The sequence below is a fragment of the Shinella sp. GW821-FHT10F02 genome, assembly GCF_058809275.1.
In genome coordinates this window covers 225,741-239,970 of record NZ_JBXASL010000010.1, presented here as the reverse complement: position 1 = coordinate 239,970, position 14,230 = coordinate 225,741, and the positions used below count along the sequence as shown (strand labels likewise).

The 14,230-nt window shown below is 65.2% G+C and carries 15 protein-coding genes; 6 read left to right on the top strand and 9 right to left on the bottom strand.

The features are described 5' to 3' along the window. The first annotated feature begins 16 nt into the window (after nucleotides 1–16). From AC1RWL_RS28470 to rsmA, 3 genes are read left to right on the top strand one after another with little or no spacing between them, the layout of a single operon-like run. Nucleotides 17–955 (top strand): SurA N-terminal domain-containing protein, encoded by a 939-nt coding sequence (locus AC1RWL_RS28470; RefSeq protein ID WP_493096796.1) that lies wholly within the window; start codon nucleotides 17–19, stop codon nucleotides 953–955. 59 nt (nucleotides 956–1,014) lie between these two features. Then, nucleotides 1,015–2,037 carry a 4-hydroxythreonine-4-phosphate dehydrogenase PdxA gene (gene pdxA / locus AC1RWL_RS28465; RefSeq protein WP_493096795.1) on the top strand — a complete coding sequence of 341 codons (1,023 nt, stop codon included), beginning with the start codon at nucleotides 1,015–1,017 and terminating at the stop codon, nucleotides 2,035–2,037. Further along, nucleotides 2,037–2,864, top strand: coding sequence for a 16S rRNA (adenine(1518)-N(6)/adenine(1519)-N(6))-dimethyltransferase RsmA (gene rsmA, locus AC1RWL_RS28460; RefSeq protein WP_493096794.1), 828 nt, complete (start codon nucleotides 2,037–2,039; stop codon nucleotides 2,862–2,864). The genes pdxA and rsmA overlap by 1 nt, the downstream gene beginning before the upstream one ends. A 196-nt stretch (nucleotides 2,865–3,060) precedes the next feature. Here rsmA and gmk read toward each other — a convergent pair whose 3' ends face one another. The 7 genes from gmk to fabD all read right to left on the bottom strand — a co-directional run bounded on the left by gmk (nucleotide 3,061) and on the right by fabD (nucleotide 9,786). Next, the gene (gene gmk, locus AC1RWL_RS28455; RefSeq protein ID WP_256118848.1) at nucleotides 3,061–3,720 is read right to left on the bottom strand and encodes a guanylate kinase; all 660 of its coding nucleotides are present in this window, start codon (nucleotides 3,718–3,720) and stop codon (nucleotides 3,061–3,063) included. Nucleotides 3,721–3,723: 3 nt separating this feature from the next. Beyond that, nucleotides 3,724–4,611 (bottom strand): YicC/YloC family endoribonuclease, encoded by an 888-nt coding sequence (locus AC1RWL_RS28450; protein ID WP_493096793.1) that lies wholly within the window; start codon nucleotides 4,609–4,611, stop codon nucleotides 3,724–3,726. Between the two features lie 179 nt (nucleotides 4,612–4,790). Continuing rightward, nucleotides 4,791–5,972 carry an endolytic transglycosylase MltG gene (mltG, locus tag AC1RWL_RS28445; RefSeq protein ID WP_256118846.1) on the bottom strand — a complete coding sequence of 394 codons (1,182 nt, stop codon included), beginning with the start codon at nucleotides 5,970–5,972 and terminating at the stop codon, nucleotides 4,791–4,793. A gap of 220 nt (nucleotides 5,973–6,192) precedes the next feature. After that, complete coding sequence (fabF, locus tag AC1RWL_RS28440) at nucleotides 6,193–7,452, bottom strand: beta-ketoacyl-ACP synthase II (RefSeq protein ID WP_435265199.1); 1,260 nt, start codon at nucleotides 7,450–7,452, stop codon at nucleotides 6,193–6,195. Between the two features lie 109 nt (nucleotides 7,453–7,561). Further along, entirely contained in the window at nucleotides 7,562–7,798 is a 237-nt protein-coding gene (locus AC1RWL_RS28435) for an acyl carrier protein (protein WP_018327362.1), read from the bottom strand. A gap of 282 nt (nucleotides 7,799–8,080) precedes the next feature. Next, nucleotides 8,081–8,818 (bottom strand): 3-oxoacyl-[acyl-carrier-protein] reductase, encoded by a 738-nt coding sequence (gene fabG, locus AC1RWL_RS28430; protein ID WP_256118844.1) that lies wholly within the window; start codon nucleotides 8,816–8,818, stop codon nucleotides 8,081–8,083. A gap of 23 nt (nucleotides 8,819–8,841) precedes the next feature. After that, entirely contained in the window at nucleotides 8,842–9,786 is a 945-nt protein-coding gene (gene fabD / locus AC1RWL_RS28425) for an ACP S-malonyltransferase (RefSeq protein WP_493096792.1), read from the bottom strand. A gap of 182 nt (nucleotides 9,787–9,968) precedes the next feature. On the opposite strand from fabD, the gene AC1RWL_RS28420 reads away from it, so the two are divergent. Further along, nucleotides 9,969–11,012: an aldo/keto reductase gene (locus AC1RWL_RS28420; RefSeq protein ID WP_493096791.1), complete on the top strand. Its 1,044-nt coding sequence runs from the start codon at nucleotides 9,969–9,971 to the stop codon at nucleotides 11,010–11,012. A 39-nt stretch (nucleotides 11,013–11,051) separates the two neighbouring features. Here the strand turns inward: AC1RWL_RS28420 and AC1RWL_RS28415 are convergent, their stop codons facing one another. Together AC1RWL_RS28415 and AC1RWL_RS28410 are read right to left on the bottom strand one after the other, a co-directional pair. Next, on the bottom strand, nucleotides 11,052–12,440 hold the full coding sequence (locus AC1RWL_RS28415) for a nucleobase:cation symporter-2 family protein (RefSeq protein WP_256118841.1): 1,389 nt from the start codon (nucleotides 12,438–12,440) through the stop codon (nucleotides 11,052–11,054). Nucleotides 12,441–12,742: 302 nt separating this feature from the next. Beyond that, on the bottom strand, nucleotides 12,743–13,045 hold the full coding sequence (locus AC1RWL_RS28410; protein ID WP_493158551.1) for a hypothetical protein: 303 nt from the start codon (nucleotides 13,043–13,045) through the stop codon (nucleotides 12,743–12,745). Between the two features lie 402 nt (nucleotides 13,046–13,447). Between AC1RWL_RS28410 and rpsF the strand changes: the two genes are divergently transcribed. Beyond that, a complete protein-coding gene (rpsF, locus tag AC1RWL_RS28405) occupies nucleotides 13,448–13,906 on the top strand; it encodes a 30S ribosomal protein S6 (RefSeq protein ID WP_256118839.1) in 459 nt (152 codons plus the stop codon). 25 nt (nucleotides 13,907–13,931) lie between these two features. Continuing rightward, the gene (gene rpsR, locus AC1RWL_RS28400) at nucleotides 13,932–14,180 is read left to right on the top strand and encodes a 30S ribosomal protein S18 (RefSeq protein WP_069059269.1); all 249 of its coding nucleotides are present in this window, start codon (nucleotides 13,932–13,934) and stop codon (nucleotides 14,178–14,180) included. The last annotated feature ends 50 nt before the right edge of the window (nucleotides 14,181–14,230 follow it).

Below are 14,230 nucleotides of genomic sequence, written 5' to 3'. Positions count from 1 at the left end.
TGGGAAAGGGACTGGCATGATGGGCAGACAATCTCTGGTGCGCTCCATGATGATGGGCGTGGCACTTGCCGCCGCCGTGACAATCGCGGCCCCGGTCGGCACCGTTCAGGCGGCAAGCTCCGTCGTGGCTGTCGTCAACAACATGCCGGTGACCTCCGGCGAGATCGAGCGCCGCGCCGCCTTCCTCAGGCTGCAGCGCGCCAAGGGCAACCTTCGCGCCATGGCCCGCGAGCAGATGATCGAGGACGCGCTGAAGCGCACGGAAATCCTGCGCGTGCGCAACTCCGTCAGCAGCTCGGACGTCGAAGCAGCCTATGCGCGTTTTGCCTCTTCGAACAAGATGACGACCCAGCAGCTCGGCCAGGTCCTCGACCGCGCCGGCGTCGGCGTCGAGCATTTCAAGCAATATATCGCCGTGCAGATGAGCTGGCCGCGCGTGGTCAACGCTCGTTACAGCGGCACCGCCACCGGCAAGACGCTCGTCGAGCGCATGCAGGCAAACGGCGGCAAGAAGCCGGTGACGACGGAATATTTCCTCAAGCAGGTCATCTTCGTCGTGCCGGAAAAGCGCCGCAACGCCATTCTCGGCAAGCGCAAGGCGGAGGCGGAAGCCTCGCGCTCGAAATTCCCGGGCTGCGACCAGGCAAAGGTTTTCGCCGCCACGATGCTCGACGTGTCGATCCGCGACCTCGGCCGCGTGCTCGCCCCGGAAATGCCGGAAGACTGGAAGCCGCTCGTCGAAAAGGCCGACGGCCTGACGACCGGCACGCGCGTCACCGAACGCGGCGTGGAATATCTCGCGATCTGCAAGAAGCGTGAAGTCAACGACGACGTGGCCGCCGAAATGGTGTTCCGCGCGGAAGACCTCGCCAAGTCGAACGGCAACGAGAACGACGAGAACAGCAAGAAGTACCTCGCCGAACTGCGCAAGAAGGCGACGATCACCGAACGCTGATGTCTCGGCCGTAAGCTTCCGGCCGGTCCGCTCTCTCCAACCCGCTGACGGCAGGTCCCATGACGACGACGAACATTCCTCCGCTGGCGCTCACCATGGGCGATCCGGCGGGGATCGGGCCGGATATCACGCTCGCGCTGTGGTCGGCCCGCAAGACGCTTTCTCTGCCGCCCTTCCTGTTCATCGGCGATGCCCGCGTTTTGCGCGAGCGCGCAGCCCTGCTCGGCCTCGACGTCGCTATTGCTGCGGCGGAGCCGGAGACGGCAGCCACCCTCTTCCCCGATGCCCTGCCGGTTCTTGCCTGTGACTGCGCGACCGCCGTCGTGCCCGGCGCGCCCAGCTCTAAGAATGCCGCCGCCATCACCGGCGCGATCGAGACGGCGGTTGCGCTCACATTTGCCGGACGCACATCCGCCGTCGTGACGAACCCCATCGCCAAGGCCGTGCTCTACGATGCCGGCTTCGGTTTCCCCGGCCATACGGAATTCCTCGCCAACATCGCGGCCAAGGCCACCGGCAAGCCGGCGCTGCCCGTCATGCTGCTTGCCGGACCGAAGCTGCGCAGCGTGCCCGTGACGATCCACATCCCGCTAAAGGACGTTCCCGCAGCGCTGACGGAAGAGCTGATCGTCGAGACCGCCGTCATCACCGAACGGGACCTGCGCCAGCGTTTCGGCATTGCGCGCCCGCGCCTTGCCATTGCCGGCCTCAACCCGCATGCCGGCGAAGGCGGGGCGCTCGGCCTGGAGGACGACGCGATCGTGCGCCCGGCCGTGGAGCGGCTGAAGGCCGCCGGCATCGACGCCGTCGGGCCGTTGCCGGCCGATACGATGTTCCACGATGCCGCGCGGGCCACTTATGACGTGGCGCTCTGCATGTATCACGACCAGGCGCTCATCCCCGCCAAGGCGCTCGGCTTCGACGATTCCGTCAATGCGACGCTCGGCCTGCCCTTCATCCGCACCTCGCCGGACCATGGCACCGCCTTCGCCATCGCCGGCAAGGGCATTGCCCGGCCGGACAGCCTGCTGGCAGCGCTCCGGCTCGCCTATGACCTCGCCATGCACGAAAGGACCGCGTGATGGCGGCACTCGACGGACTGCCGCCGCTGCGCGACGTCATCCAGCGCCACGGGCTCGACGCGAAGAAGGCGCTCGGCCAGAATTTTCTGCTCGACCTCAACCTGACGCAGAAGATCGCCCGCACCGCCGGCCCCATCGAGGGTCATACCGTGATCGAGGTCGGCCCGGGACCGGGCGGGCTGACACGCGCCATCCTCGCGCTCGGCGCCAGGCGCGTGATCGCCATCGAGCGCGACGCGCGCTGCCTGCCGGCGCTGGCGGAAGTTTCCGAGCATTATCCGGGCCGGCTGACGGTCATCGAAGGCGACGCGCTGAAGACGGATTTCGAGGCGCTGGCGCCCGGCGAGCCGGTGCGCATCATCGCCAACCTGCCCTACAATGTCGGCACGCAGCTGCTCGTCAACTGGCTCTTGCCGAAGGCCTGGCCGCCGTTCTGGGATTCGCTGACGCTGATGTTCCAGCGCGAGGTGGGCCTGCGCATCGTGGCGGATGAGAGCGACGACCACTATGGCCGGCTCGGCGTGCTCTGTGGCTGGCGCACCGGCGCCCGCATGGCCTTCGACGTGCCGCCCCAGGCCTTCACGCCACCGCCGAAGGTGACCTCCTCCGTGGTGCATCTGGAGCCCATCGCCAACCCGCTGCCCTGCGACGTGGCCAAGCTGGAGCGCGTCACCCATGCCGCCTTCGGCCAGCGCCGCAAGATGCTGCGCCAGAGCGTCAAATCCCTCGGCGGCGAGGCGCTGCTGGCCCGCGCCGAGATCGATCCGCAGCGGCGGGCGGAGACGCTGAGCGTGGAAGAGTTTGTGCGGCTGGCGAACGCGCTCTGAGGTCGCATTCGTAGCTACCCCCCTCTGCCCTGCCGGGCATCTCCCCCTCAAGGGGGGAGATTGGATGGGGCACCGTTTCGCCTATCTCCAGCGTTGCTGATTGAGCAAGGTTTTCGCTCCTTGCCGATCTCCCCCCTTGAGGGGGAGATGCCCGGTAGGGCAGAGGGGGGTATCGCTCCGCCGGCTTTGCTACCGCCTAAAGAACCGGCTTCTCCGTCACCAGCTTCGTCACGAACTCGAACAGCCCATGCCGCCGATCGCGCCTCAGGCGTTCGGCCTTCACGATGCTCTGCACCGCGTCGAAGGCGACGGAGAGGTCGTCGTTGAGGATGACGTAGTCGTATTCGCGCCAGTGCTCGATTTCCGCGCAGGAATTGGCAAGGCGCGTCTGGATGACCTCCTCGGTATCCTCGGCGCGGCGGTGCAGGCGCGATTGCAGTTCGGTCATCGAGGGCGGCAGGATGAAGATCGAGACGACGTCGGCCGGCATCTTTTCCTGGAGCTGCTGGGCGCCCTGCCAGTCGATGTCGAACAGCATGTCGCGGCCGACGGACATCGCCTCTTCCACCGGCTCGCGCGGCGTGCCGTAGAAATTGCCGTGCACCTCGGCCCATTCGAGCAGCGCGTCACTGTCGCGCAGGCGCTCGAATTCCTTGTGGTTGATGAAATGATAGTGCCGGCCGGCGATTTCGCTCGCGCGGCGCTGGCGCGTGGTGACGCTGACCGACAGGCTCAGGCCCGGATCGGCCTCCAGCAGGTTGCGCGCGATCGTCGACTTGCCGGCGCCCGATGGCGAGGAGATGACGAGCATGAGCCCGCGGCGTTCGATTTGGATATGTTTCGACGGCTCGGCCATGGCCTACTCCAGATTCTGGACCTGTTCCCTGAACTGATCGATGACGACCTTCAGCTCGATACCTGCAGCCGTTACAGCAGCGGCGTTCGACTTGGAACAGATCGTATTCGATTCCCGGTTAAATTCCTGTGCGAGAAAATCGAGCTTGCGGCCGACCGGCCCGCCTTGCGCCAGAAGTTCGCGCGCCGCCGCGACATGCGCCTTCAACCGGTCGATCTCCTCGCGCAGATCCGCCTTGGTGGCGATGAGGGCGGCCTCCTGGTGCAGCCGGTCGCGATCGAGCGCCGTCGTGCCCTGCATGAGCAGCGCCACCTGTCCCGAAAGCCGCTCGGCAATCGCCGCGACGCTGCGCGACGGATCGGCCTCGACCACGGCGGTCAGCGCCTCGATGCGGGCGACCTGACCGAGCAGCACGCCGGCAAGCGCCGTGCCCTCGCTCGCGCGCATGTCGGCAAGACAGCGGATCGCCTCGGCAAAGCCCGCGCGGATATCGCCGTCGCGCACCGCGCGCTCCGTCTCGCTCTCCTCGGCCTCGCGGAAATCGACGATGCCGCGCACCGCCAGCAGCGTGTCGAGCTTGAGGGGGGCGGGATCGACGATGCCGGCAAGCTGGTCGCGCAACGCCAGCACCGCGGAGAGCGCGCCCTGGTTCACCACCGCCTCGATCTGCGGCTCGCTGACGCTGACGGCAAGGCCGATCTGGAGATTGCCGCGCGAAAACGCTTCGCCGGCTAGGCGCCGTATATCGGCCTCCATGGCCTCGAAACCGGGCGGCATGCGGAGCCTGAGGTCGAGGCCCTTGCCGTTGACCGAGCGCAGCTCCCACGCCCAGCGAGTGCGCCCGCTGGTTCCCTCGACCCGCGCAAAGCCGGTCATCGATTGCAATGTCATGTCGTCCTCCCCTGGCGCCCGCCGGGGTTCGCCAACAGCTGCGCCGAAACCGCGCGAGGGGCCTCGCACGGAATCACGCGCTCAAAGTGAAGCAGTTTGCCGGGGTTGGAAACGGCCAAGCCGGCGGATCGCGCGGCGATCCACATCAAAGGCATCGCCCGGTCGCCCACCGGCCCCTTTTACTGGGAGCCGGCCGCTTCCGCCTCTTTCGCAGCCTCTGCCGCCTTCTCCGCTTCCAGCTTGCGCCAGCGGCGGACGTTCTGGTTGTGCTCGTCAAGCGTCTCGGCAAAGACGTGCCCGCCGGTGCCGTCGGCGACAAAGTAGAGGTCCGGGGTGCGCGACGGGTTTGCCACGGCCTCAAGCGCCGCGCGGCCGGGATTGGCGATCGGCGTCGGCGGCAGGCCCTTGATGATGTAGGTGTTGAACGGCGTCTGCTTTTCGAGATCCGACTGGAAGATCGGGCGGTCCGCCGGCTTACCGTCGCCGCCGAAGATGCCATAGATGATCGTCGGGTCGGACTGCAGGCGCATGCCCTTTTCCAGCCGGTTCAGGAAGACCGAGGCGACGCGCGGGCGCTCGTCGGCCCTGCCCGTCTCCTTCTCGACGATCGAGGCAAGCGTCACGAATTCCTCGCGCGTGGCGACCGGCAGGTCGTCGTCGCGGCGCTCCCAGATCTGGTCGATCAGCGCCTTCTGCGCATCCTGCATCTGGTGCAGGATATCGGCACGCTTTGTGCCGCGCGAGAACTTGTAGGTATCGGGCATCAGCGAGCCTTCGGCGGGAAGCTCGGCCGGCAGGTCGCCTTCGAGCACTGGGTCGTCGGTCAGGCGCTTGAACACCTGCTTGACCGTCAGGCCCTCCGGCACGGAGACGGAATAGAGGATCGACTTGCCGGACTTCAAAAGTTCGACGATCTCGCGCATCGTGGCGCCGGCCTTGATCTCGTATTCGCCGGCCTTCAGCGTGTCACCGTCGAGATAGACGCGGGAGAGCACGCGGAAGACGCGGCTGTCGCTGATGACATTGTTGCGTTCGAGGTTGGCCGCGATCTCGTTCGTGCCGGCGCCGGCACGCACGATGAAGTTCGTGTTGGCGGTGAGCGGACCCGGCTCCTCGTAGCTCTTCACGCCGTAATAGAACACGCCGATGCCGATGATCGACGCGAAGACGACCACGGTCATGACAAAATTCAGGAAGATGACGATCTGGCTGCGGGCCTTGCGCGAGCGCTTGCGGCTCGGCGGCTGCGGCACCTGTTCCGGCCGAAGGGCCTCGCTGGCGGACTTGGGAATGATGCGCGGCTGGCCGGATGCCTCGCCGCGGCCAAACTGCGTCTCGCCGGAATCGTTCGTGTCGCTCACGGACTGTCCTCATGTTCGGGCATTGCCCCTGCATCATTCGCCAAATCCACGTCGATTTCACGAATCATGCAGAAATTTAAAAAATGCTACGGCGTGGTTTACGCATCATGACGGACGCGCGGCGCTGTAGACGTCTTCCAACAGAGCAATACGGCAAAAGCAGGATCGACCCCGCTCTTCGCATTCGGGTGTGTGGCGTGCCGGGTTTTTATCCCCGGAATCAGGCGTATCGCTTCAAAACGATGGACGCATTCGTTCCGCCGAAGCCGAACGAGTTGGACAGCGCCACGTTGATCTCGCGCTTGCGCGCCTTGTGCGGCACCAGGTCGATCGCCGTCTCGACGTCGGGATTGTCGAGGTTCAGCGTCGGCGGCGCGATGTTGTCGCGGATCGCCAGCGCCGTGAAGATCGCCTCGACCGCACCGGCGGCCCCGAGCAGATGCCCGATCGCCGACTTGGTGGACGACATGGAGACGCGGGGGGCAGAATCGCCGACCAGGCGCTCGACGGCGCCGAGCTCGATCGTGTCGGCCATGGTGGAGGTGCCGTGCGCGTTGATGTAGTCGAGCTCGCTTGCCGGAATGCCGGCGCGCTTCAACGCCATCTGCATGCAGCGATAGGCGCCGTCGCCGTCTTCGGCCGGTGCCGTGATGTGGAAGGCGTCGCCGGACAGGCCGTAGCCGACGACTTCGGCATAGATCTTCGCGCCGCGCGCCTTGGCGTGTTCCAGCTCTTCGAGGATGACGACACCGGCGCCCTCGCCCATGACGAAGCCGTCGCGGTCGCGGTCATAGGGCCGGGAGGCGGCGGTCGGGTCGTCGTTGCGTTCGGTCGAGAGCGCCTTGCAGGCGGCAAAGCCCGCGAGCGCGATGCGGCAGATCGGCGATTCGGCGCCGCCCGCCACCATCACGTCGGCGTCGCCGAGCGCGATCAGGCGGCTGGCATCGCCGATGGCGTGCGCGCCGGTCGAACAGGCGGTCACGACGGAATGATTGGGGCCGCGCAGCTTGTGCTTGATCGAGACCTGGCCGGAAGCGAGGTTGATCAGGCGGCCGGGAATGAAGAAGGGCGAGACGCGGCGCGGACCCTTGTCGCGCAGCGTGTAGCCCGCCTCGACGATGCCTTCGAGGCCGCCGATGCCTGAACCGATGAGCACGCCGGTCGCGATCTGGTCTTCGTTGGTCTTGGGATGCCAGCCGGCGTCGGCAAGCGCCATGTCGGCGGCAGCGACGGCGTAGACGATGAAGGGATCGACCTTGCGGCGTTCCTTCTGCTCCATCCACTGGTCAGGATTGTAGGTGCCATCGGTGCCATCACCCAGCGGGATGGAACAGGCAATCTTTGCGGGAAGGTCCTCGACCTCGAAAGTGGTGACCCTGGCTGCGCCGCTACGGCCTTCGAGAAGCCTGGTCCAGCTGATTTCAGTGCCACAGCCGAGCGGGGATACCATGCCGGTCCCCGTGATAACGACACGCCTCATCGTTCGTGATCCACCCTACCTGCTTTTATCTTTATCGCCTCGACGAGGAGGTGCGGCCTCCCGCGGGAGACCGGGACGGGCCGCACAAAGCGGCCCGCCGGAAGTCAGATCAGGCCTGGGCCTTCTCGATGAACTTGACCGCGTCGCCGACCGTCAGGATCGAGTCCGCAGCATCGTCCGGGATCTCGACGCCGAATTCTTCTTCGAACGCCATGACCAGTTCGACGGTGTCGAGCGAGTCCGCGCCAAGATCATCGATGAAGCTTGCGCCTTCGCTGACCTTTTCGGCGTCAACACCCAGATGATCAATGACAATTTTCTTTACGCGTTCTGCTACGTCGCTCATGTCGGATTCCTCGACCTTTGTTTTTGATCGGCGCCTGTCACGGCACCGGACACTCAACACGCCCGATGTGCCTCAAGAACACATCCGGCAATCCCTTCAACCGGCAATGCGGCATTGGCGATACTGTTTTGTACCGCCTGAACGCGCAGGCATTTCACGGTCGACTGCTGACAGTCATGGCCCGATTAACACGGTTTATGTCTGTCGCAAAGTGCGAAAATGGCTGGGGCTCCGGCGGTCAACATGCAATTTCAGCTGGTTGACCGGGCGCTTTGCCCCTCGTCAGATCATCGCCATGCCGCCGTTCACATGCAGCGTCTGGCCCGTCATGTAGGAGGCTTCCGACGAGGCAAGGAAGGCGACGGCCGAGGCGACTTCCGCCCCGGTGCCCATGCGCTTCATGGGGATGGCGCCCATGATGGCGTCCTTCTGCTTGTCGTTCAGCTTGCCGGTCATCGCACTTTCGATGAAGCCGGGGGCGACGCAGTTGACCGTCACGTTGCGGGTGGCGATCTCGGCGGCCAGCGACTTGGTGAAGCCGATCATGCCGGCCTTGGCGGCGCAATAGTTAGCCTGGCCCGGATTGCCGGTGACACCGACGACCGACGTGATGTTGATGATGCGGCCGTAACGGCGGCGCATCATCGGGTGGGTGAGCTCGCGCGTCAGGCGGAAGACCGCCGTCAGGTTCACTTCGAGAACCGCATCCCAGTCGTCATCGCTCATGCGCACAAACAGGCCGTCCTTGGTGATGCCGGCATTGTTGACGAGGATATCGACGCCGCCGAGCTCGGCTTCCGCCTTCTCGCCCAGCGCCTTCACCTCGGCGCGGTCGGAGAGGTTGGCCGGGAAGATATGCACGCGCTCGCCAAGTTCGTTGGCGAGCGTTTCGAGCTTCTCGACGCGCGTGCCGTGCAGGCCGACGATGGCACCCTGGGCGTGGAGGATGCGGGCGATCTCTTCGCCGATGCCGCCGGACGCGCCGGTAACGAGGGCCTTGCGGCCGGTAAGATCAAGCATGGTTGCGCTCCTTTAAAGAGAGATCAGCCGATGAGCGCGGCGAGCGCGCTGTCGATATCGGCGGGGGTGTTGATGGCGATGCCGGTGACGGACTTGTCGATGCGGCGTGCGAGGCCGGTCAGGACTTTGCCCGAGCCCACTTCATAAAGCGTGGTGACGTCGTTCTTCGCGAACCATTCGACCGTCTCGCGCCAGCGCACCTGGCCGGTGACCTGCTCGACGAGCAAGCGGATGATGTCCTGGGGATCGCTGACCGGCGCCGCACGCACATTGGCGACGACCGGCACGACCGGGGCCTTGGCCGTAACACCGGCAAGCGCCTCGCGCATGGCGTCGGCGGCGGGCGCCATCAGGGCCGAATGGAAGGGGGCGGAGACGGTGAGCATCAGCGCGCGCTTGGCGCCCTTCTCCGTCGCGAGCCGGGCCGCGACCTCGACGGCGGGCTTGGAGCCGGAGATGACGAGCTGGCCGCCGCCATTGTCATTGGCGATCTGGCAGGAACCGCCCTTGGAGGCTTCCTGGCAGACGGCTTCGACATCCGCCTGCTCCAGGCCGATGATCGCCGCCATGGCGCCCTCGCCCACCGGCACGGCCGACTGCATGGCATTGCCGCGGATGCGCAGCAGGCGCGCGGTATCGGCCAGCGAGAAAGTGCCGGCGGCACAGAGCGCGGAATATTCGCCGAGCGAATGGCCGGCGACATAGGAGACCTGATCCTTCAGCGACAGGCCGCGCGCTTCGAGCACGCGCATGACGGCAATGGAGACGGCCATCAGCGCCGGCTGGGCATTCGCCGTCAGCGTCAGCGTCTCTTCCGGTCCCTCGAACATGATGGCGGAAAGGTTCTGGCCGAGGGCCTCGTCGACTTCCGCGAAAACGGCGCGCGCTTCCGGAAAGGTTTCGGCGAGATCCTTGCCCATGCCGACGGCCTGGCTGCCCTGGCCGGGGAAGGTGAATGCTACGCTCATCGGGGGTCTCCCATCTTATGTTTTCTTTTCCATTCACATTCCGGAAGGCCGAGTCAAGGCGTCGGGCCAATCCCGCAAGCCGCGCGGCCGGCATTTCCAAGGGCTTCGCACAGACTTCCGGCTTGCACTTTGCGGCGACCGGCCTACATTCGCGCCGTTCCCACAACAGGATTTCTCCTCCCATGAAATATAATCCGCTCGGCAGGACCGGCATCAGCGTGTCGGAAATCTGCCTTGGCACGATGACCTGGGGTTCGCAGAACAGCGAGCAGGACGCGCACGACCAGCTCGACTACGCCTTCTCCCAGGGCGTGAACTTTATCGATACTGCCGAACTCTATCCGACCACACCCCTCTCCCCCGAAACCTACGGCGATACCGAACGCTTCATCGGCTCCTGGATGAAGGCGCGCGGCAACCGCGACAAGGTGGTGCTCGCCTCCAAGGTCGCAGGCCCCGGCCGTCCCTATATTCGCGGCGGCCAGCCGATGAGCCGCGCCGGCATTCTGGAGGCGATCGACAACAGCCTCTCCCGCCTCAAGACCGACTATCTCGACCTCTACCAGCTGCACTGGCCGAACCGCGGGCATTATCATTTCCGCAATGCCTGGAGCTACGACCCGTCCAAGCAGGACCGCGAGAAGGTCGCCGCCGAGCTTCTGGAAATCCACGAGACCATCGGCGACATCGTCAAGGCCGGCAAGGTGCGCGCCTTCGGCCTTTCCAACGATACGGCCTGGGGCACGATGCAGTTGCTGAAGCTTTCCGAGGAGAAGGGCCTGCCGCGCGTCGCCTCGATCCAGAACGAGTATAACCTGCTCTACCGGGCCTACGATCTCGACCTCGCCGAAGTTTCGCACCACGAGGATATCGGCCTGCTCGCCTATTCGCCGCTCGCCGCCGGGCTCCTGACCGGCAAATATCTCGACGGTGCCCGGCCGGAAGACTCACGCCTGACGAAGAACGGCGATCTCGGCGGCCGCTACCAGCCGCACCAGGAGCCGGCGGTTCGTGCCTATGTGGCGCTGGCGAAGGAATATGGGCTCGATCCCGCCCAGATGGCGCTCGCCTTCTGCCTGACGCGGCCCTTCATGGCCTCCGTCATCATCGGGGCGACGACGATGGAACAGGTGAAGACGGACATCGGGGCGAAGGACCTGGAGCTGTCGCCCGAAGTGCTGAACGGCATTCGCCGCATCCACCGGCTCTATCCGGCACCGATGTAAAAGACGGTCCGGGCGGCTTTGGGCCGCCCGGACCGATGATCAATGGATGGGCTTCGGCTCCTGCGTTTCCGGCAGCAGCCAGTTCAAGAGCACGGCGCAGAGGCCGCCGGTCGCCACACCCGATTCCAGCACATCCTTCATGAAGCGCGGCATGTGCGAGACGAATTCCGGCACCTGCGACACGCCAAGCCCGAGCGCCAGCGAGATGGCGATGATCAGGAGCGCGCGGCGATCGAGCTGCACGCCGGCCAGGATATTGATGCCGGAGGCGGCGACCGCGCCGAACATCACGATGACCGCGCCGCCCAGCACCGGCTCCGGCACCGCCTGGATGACGCCGGCAATCGCCGGGAACAACCCGAGGATGACAAGCACGCCTGCAATATAGACGCCGACATGGCGGCTGGCGACGCCGGTCAGCTGGATGATGCCGTTGTTCTGCGCGAAGACCGAGCTCGGGAAGGTGTTGAAGATGCCGGCGAGGAACGAGTTCGCGCCGTTGACCAGCACGCCGCCCTTCACGCGCTCCATCCAGACCGGGCCTTCGACCGGCTGGCGCGAGATCTTGCTGGTGGCGGTAATGTCGCCGATCGCCTCGAGCGAGGTCACCAGGTAGATCACGACCATGGGCGCAAACAGCGTCCAGGAGAAATCCAGCCCGAAATGCAGCGGCGTCGGCACCTGGAACCAGGCGGCCTGGTGGATGCCGGCAAAATCGAGCCGGCCGAGCCAGGCGGCCAGCGCATAACCCACGCCGAGCGCGATGATGATGGCGCTGCTGCGCACCCAGACGACCTGGATACGGTTCAAGCCGATGATCAGCGCCAGCACGGTGCCGGACAGCAGCAGGTTCTCGCCATTGGCAAACGTGCCCGATTTCATCGCGCCGAAACCGCCGCCCATGCTGATGAGGCCGACCTTGATAAGCGTCAGGCCGATCATCAGCACGACGATGCCGGTGACGAGCGGCGTGATCAGCTTGCGGATGAAGGGCAGCACGCGCGACAGCCCCATCTCGATGAAGGAGCCGGCGATCACCACGCCGAAGATGGAGGCCATGACCGCCTCGACGGGCGTGCCTGAATTGACCATCAGCACGCCGCCGGCAATCAGCGGGCCTACGAAGTTGAAGCTGGTGCCCTGGACGATCAGCAGGCCGGCGCCGAGCGGACCGAACCGGCGGCACTGGACGAAGGTGGCGATGCCCGAAATGACCAGGGACATCGAAACGATCATGTTCGTATCGCGTGCGGAAACGCCGAGCGCCTGACAGATCAGGAGCCCCGGCGTGACGATCGGCACGATGATGGCGAGCAGGTGCTGGATGGCGGCGAGAAGCGCGATCGGCGGCTTCGGCCGATCCTCCAGCGCGAAGACCAGTTCGCTCGATGGCGACGGCGGCAGATCCGGATGCGTATGGGCGTTCATGCGCGGACCTCGCTCAAGATCCCGCTTTTGCGCGCGGCTTCACGGCGTCGTGCTCGCGCACGATCGTTGCGGTAAGTCATGCCTTCTCCTCCCGGCTTGGTCGTTTTCGCCCCAAGGGCGCGCCCGAAACCTCCAGACTTCGGGCGGATCAGGCTAGCCGAGTTCGTCGAAAGCAATTCTTCAAAAAAACCGGAAAGAGTTTCGCGCAAATGGCCGGTTCGGCCTCACAGACGAAAGAAACCCGCTGTTTCCGGCGGGTTTCTTCGTTTGCGCCCCTTTCGGGTGAATGTGGGCGGGTAACGTTACGGGGTGGTCGTGGTTGCACCACCACCTTCAGCCGGCTGGCCGCCACTCGGCTGGGTTTCCAGCGTCTGGGTGCCGCCAGTCTGGCCTTCGGTGGTCGTGCCACCGGCCGGTGCCGTATCGGTCGTGCCGATTGCCGAGGTGTTGGCATTCGGGTCGACGCCGTCACCCGGCGTTCCGCTGCCGACGAAATAGAAGATGCCCACGGCGACGAGGACAGCCAGGATTACGGCGACGGCCCAGCCGCCGGTGCCACTGCCGCGGCTCGTCTGGTTGACGACGGTCGGGCCACGGTCATCCACCGGACGCGTCAAGCGATCTTCCGGGGGACGATTGACAAGGTTCGGGTCTTGCATGTCGGTCACTCCATCTGGTTGGATCGGAAGGAAGAATGCGGCATTCGCGATTTGGTTCCCGCCCCTGTTGCAAAACGGGGCAAGGCTTTCGCCCGCCAGCCCTTGCGTTCGGCGCAAAAATCCGTATAAGCGCGCTGTTCAACACACCCGGTCAATCGGCTGGTGGCTGAACGGAGGGCCGGCTTTCCTTTGGGAATGCCGTTTGGAGCCAAGGGCTCCAGCCTCCCGTGTCTCCGCTCTCGACCGTCTGGATTAACGCTTTTCTTGCCCCGGGCCTCTGGCCCCATAAGAACTGTCGTTGAGGCTTGGCGCCGGTTTCGGGTGTAAACGCAAGAAAGGCAAAGCCACATGGCTCTCTACGAACATGTATTCCTGGCCCGCCAGGACGTGTCTGCCCAGCAGGTCGACGGTCTCGTCGAACAGTACAAGGGTGTGATCGAAGCACACGGCGGCAAGGTCGGCCGTATCGAAAACTGGGGCCTCAAGTCCCTGACCTACCGCATCAAGAAGAACCGCAAGGCACACTACGCCCTGATGGACATCGATGCCCCGGCTGCTGCGATCCACGAAATGGAACGCCAGATGCGCATCAACGAAGACGTTCTTCGTTACATGACCATCGCCGTGGAAGCCCACGAAGAAGGCCCGTCGGCCATGATGCAGAAGCGCGACCGCGACGACCGTCCGCGCCGCGATGGCGACGACCGTGGCCCGCGCCGCGACTTCGGCGACCGTCCGCCGCGCCGTGACTTCGGCGATCGTCCGGACCGTGGTGGCGAACGCCGCCCGCGCGAAGACCGCGCGTAATCGAAGCTGAAGGAGAATTAAGACAATGGCTGATACTTCCTCCGCTCCGGCACGCCGTCCGTTCCACCGCCGCCGCAAGACCTGCCCCTTCTCGGGCGCAAACGCTCCGAAGATCGACTACAAGGACGTCCGTCTTCTGTCGCGTTACATCTCCGAGCGCGGCAAGATCGTTCCGTCCCGCATCACGGCCGTTTCCCAGAAGAAGCAGCGCGAACTCGCCAAGGCGATCAAGCGCGCCCGCTTCCTCGGCCTGCTGCCCTACGTCGTAGCGTAATGACGTGACTCTGCGGCCTGACTCGACGTCGGGCCGAGGCACATGACTCC